The organism is uncultured Gimesia sp., from assembly GCF_937910335.1.
Taxonomy (GTDB): domain Bacteria; phylum Planctomycetota; class Planctomycetia; order Planctomycetales; family Planctomycetaceae; genus Gimesia.
On the sequence record NZ_CALEMX010000342.1, the window covers coordinates 1 to 4,365 of the forward strand.

The window sequence follows — 4,365 nt, forward strand, 5'->3', positions numbered from 1 at the left end:
ACAAACGTGTGAAGTTGGGATACTACTGTCAGGAAAAGTAGTGGCTACTACAAATTAACATCACATTTGCGGGAAACGTTACGCTGCCAATGGCGCGGGAGATCGTGACTTCCCCCCCTTCTAAAGGTTGACGCAGCACTTCCAATGTACGGCGATTAAATTCGGGAAGTTCGTCCAGAAACAAAAGTCCGTTATGAGCCAGACTGATTTCTCCGGGAGCCGGCGTTGATCCCCCTCCCACCAGACCTGCTTCACTGATGGTATGGTGGGGCGTGCGAAACTGCCGCAACATAATAAGAGATTGATTGTTCGACAAGCGCCCCATTGCACTGTAAATTCGCGTCGTCTCCAAACTCTCTTCCTGTGAAAGATGGGGTAGAATGGTACTGATCCGCGAGGCAAGCAAAGTCTTGCCAGTGCCCGGCGAACCAATCATCAAGAGATGGTGCATGCCAGCTGCTGCAACGGTGATCGCCCTTTTCGCGTATTCCTGCCCTTTCACATCACTATAATCTATTTCATACTGACCATGTTCTTCCAGTGCATCATCCCAGGAAAATTCTACTGCTTCGACAGGCAGGTTCCCCGTATAGAAACCGACCGCTTCTGCCAGAGTTCCCACTGCAAATATGTCGAGACCTTCCACGACGGCTGCTTCTTGAGCATTCTGAACCGGCACCAGAAGACCATGCTTTCCCTGCTCGCGCGCTGTAATTGCCATCGATAGTGCACCGCGCACGGGACGAATTGTGCCATCCAGCGCCAATTCTCCCACAGCGGCATAATTCTGGAAACGATCTGATGCAAGTTGACCGCTTGCAGTCAGTAAACCCAATGCAATCGGTAGATCAAACGACGCTGCATCCTTGGGAAGATCTGCTGGCGAAAGATTGATAATGATTCGATCGATCGGGCGATTATAGCCGCTGTTGACCAGAGCACGTTCTATCCGATGTGTACTTTCTTTGACCGCTGCTTCAGCTAATCCAACCAGGATCGTTTTCGGCATCGCGCCCGGCGAAATGTCCACTTCCACTTCAACCGGTTTGGCGTCGATGCCAAATAATGAATAAGTAAAGAGCTTGGCCAGCATGAGGTTTTCTTCAGTTCAATTCATCGTTTAATTTGTCCAGTATTCAATTGACCCTCACTATGCTAACCGGAATCAGGACAACAGTCCACATATCGAAGGCCTCACAAGTGATTATTCAGCCCAATACAGCATCTGATTTCGAAGAATTCCGCTCAGAACCGCTGAATTTAGACTGATTGGCTTTTTTTCATGGAAAGGTTCGACTAGAATACCCGGCCCGGTACCGATACTATTCTGCAGGCCTCATCAGACAATGTGTGGTCTTGATTTGTAAAATTCGAAGACCATTAAAGGATAAAGTCATGGCGAAAACACAACGAAAATTGAATAAAGCAAATCACGGTCGACGTCCCGCAAGTGCCAAAGCACGTAAGCAAAAACGAAAGCACATCAAGTTTTAATTTGATGTAACTGGTCGCGGACGATCCGCAAATACAAAAACCTCGCTCTCTAATAATCAGGCGAGGTTTTTTGATGCGCTCTCTGAAACGGGCTTTAATGTCGGCTACATCAGGACAATCCCAGACCTGTCAAATCGGCATCCTGAATCTGGGCGGTTATGATCGCGTCTTTTAATTTTCCCACCACGAAATGCTTATGGTTGGCAACGGCTTGCTCAGAAATTTGTAGCTGTAAGGCAACCTCTTTGTTCGCCTTACCCGATACAAATAACTGCTCAATACATTGCAGTCGCTCAAACTCGCCACTTTTGATCCAGGACAAAATCAAATCCTGTAGGCTCTCACTTATGATTTGCTCTTCTTTTGTTTTGCGCTCTTTACTCCGCGCCATGCTGGAGGCCACTCGCGTATGTCCCGCTGGTTCGCGATGATTTTCTCGCTCACCATTTTCATCCGGAAACAGCGGAATCGTCGGTCGACGGCCCTGCTTCCGCAATAAATCGGTCAGCTTATGAGAGGCAATCGCAAACAGAAACGACTCTAAAGGAGTCGTGGGGTCATAATTGGGAATGCTGATCAAAAATCCCAGAAACGTTTCCTGTACAACATCTTCGCTGCTCGCCGCATTCCGGAGACGACTATTCACAAATGCCAACAGACGCCCTTCGAACCGTGCAATTAACTCAGCCCAGGCTTCGGAGTCGCCCGCTTTAATTTGAGATACCAGGAGTTGGTCGGCTTCATCAATCGGCATTAGTGGATCACAGACTGCTTTGAGTAGGACGATTACTAAGTTTGTCTGATTGTAGCAGGATCATGTGTGGCTCTCAAATAAACGGCAATACCGGCACAAAGCAATGTTATCAAGCCTAAGCCGCCACCCAGCCAGACAGTCCGCTCATTACCAATGTTCCGTTTCCATTTTGTGAGAAGAGCCTGCCTTATAACTGGTGAATCTTCAACTTCTAGATAGGCACGATACATATCCTGTTTAAATGGTTCGCCGGACTTCAGTACATTCCCAAAATCATGTTCGACGGTTTGATAATGCACTTTTCTATATGCAGACTGACGAATCAATTCAGGATTCAGTCTCCAAAGATTGCTCTTATACTGCGGATATCTTAATAGCAAATTCGCCTGCAGTTGTTGCATTGCTTTTGAAAGTGCGTCCTGCATTGCTTCTTCGCGAGTTGCAAACAACCCTGATTGAAAGACAGGTCGACTCGACTCTAATAAATTGGATTGATTTTGTTTTGTGTTTTCTAATCCTGTTACGACCCAGTCTGGCAAAGGATCTGGAATTGCCAATTTAGGTTTGACCAGACCTCCCCCCCCGATGTCTGTTCCCGAATCATTGGGTTTTCTAGCTACGACCGGTTGTTCCGATAAAGAATTGACTATACCGGGAGACGAGGCATCTACGGGATTTGTTAGAATTAGCTTTGATTGGAGAAAGGGGCTCGATACCTGAACTCGCGCCTGTTGATGCACCGTCACACTTGGCACTTGTAAAGTGAAATACATCACTACAACGAATAATGCGATACCTGTCGCTAAACCAAACACTAGAATTGGTATGATATTGCCTTTGATTAGATAGCGAATCACAACGACAGCAAACAAAATGAAGAGTGGTACTACAAGTAATATCAAGAACAATGAAACATATGTCAAATCGACACCAAATGATATGGGATTTTCATACATGGTTCACTCCCTTCACTTCGACGATCCGTTGATCTTCATGAATCCATGAAGCTGAAAGTTGCACCACACTCGAAATAATGGCGGCCCAACATAAAGCTGCCGAAACGGGAAACGCCCAGACTGCCGTGATCACATAAGCGGTAAATACTGAAATCAGTACTGAAGTGACCTTGAACTTCCGCGGTCTAAAAGAATCGGCGTGCCACCACCAGCGGCGAAAACAAAATAACATTCCGAAGAATATCGCATATCCTATCAGGCTGGGCTGTCCGTTATTAAGAGTCAGTACATAGGGACCAATCACATTAAAAAATGGTCTCATACGCGGAGACACTTCTTGCGAACTCGCGACAGTCGTCAACAGAACGTCTGATTGAATCAAAAATATGATCGCCCCCACAACGACTCCTGTTACCAGCCAGATGATACGTCGCGTGCTATTATCGAAGGATTTTCCTTCGGTCATTTTTGCCACCAGCAAAACACTCCAGGCCGCAATGATTGCTCCAGAAGTCAACAAGGCAAAAGGTGCAAAATCAGTGCCATTCCAGAAACCTTCAGCCACCGCCCCATCGGTAAAACAGAGTATCCCGGCCACGATGACCAGCGTGCAGATCACCGCTTTCACCATCGAAACAGACAAATCATAAAACCGGCTTTGATACGAAATAGATCGCAATGTTCTTGGCGTTAATGATCTTGAATAACAGGGCTTACGACGATGCTGCTCACGCACGCGTCGACGTTGTTCTTCCGCTTTTTTTCGTTCCTGTTCACGAAATATTCGCGTTTCTTCCAGCTTTTTTTCACGAAATTCTTTGGCAGCCTGCTGGCCATTCGATCCCTGGCCTTTATCCCAGAAATCACTGATTGGAGGTGGTCCTTTCACCAACGCAGCAAACCCTTTCCCGAAAAACAGTTGCCCTACCCTGCCAACAAATAGAGTCATACCACCACAAAAGATGACTGCGATAGTTGCTAGCAGTACAAATGGTATACCGGCCCCAACAAACAAAAAGACGAATAACAATCCGCAGAGTAATAGCAGAATTGACATCGCACCGAAGGCAAAACCAGATCCAATCCCATCGTTTTTCTTCGCCTCCGTTTCAAGAGTAGAATTCCATTGCGGGACAGATTCTTGATTAACCGTCTGATGGT

Annotated in this window: 3 protein-coding genes and 1 pseudogene; all 4 read right to left on the reverse strand. The window is 46.6% G+C overall.

What is annotated here, in order from left to right:
* Positions 1–52 precede the first annotated feature (52 nt).
* Positions 53–1,093: pseudogene (locus tag Q0668_RS13655) on the reverse strand (YifB family Mg chelatase-like AAA ATPase); the annotation flags it as partial.
* A gap of 510 nt (positions 1,094–1,603) precedes the next feature.
* Positions 1,604–2,248, reverse strand: coding sequence for a sigma-70 family RNA polymerase sigma factor (locus Q0668_RS13660; protein WP_298865594.1), 645 nt, complete (start codon positions 2,246–2,248; stop codon positions 1,604–1,606).
* A gap of 35 nt (positions 2,249–2,283) precedes the next feature.
* Positions 2,284–3,204, reverse strand: coding sequence for a hypothetical protein (locus Q0668_RS13665; protein ID WP_298865596.1), 921 nt, complete (start codon positions 3,202–3,204; stop codon positions 2,284–2,286).
* Positions 3,197–4,365, reverse strand: a 1,169-nt coding sequence (locus Q0668_RS13670) for a hypothetical protein (protein WP_298865598.1), incomplete at its 5' end; no start/stop codon positions are given. The genes Q0668_RS13665 and Q0668_RS13670, both read right to left, overlap by 8 nt.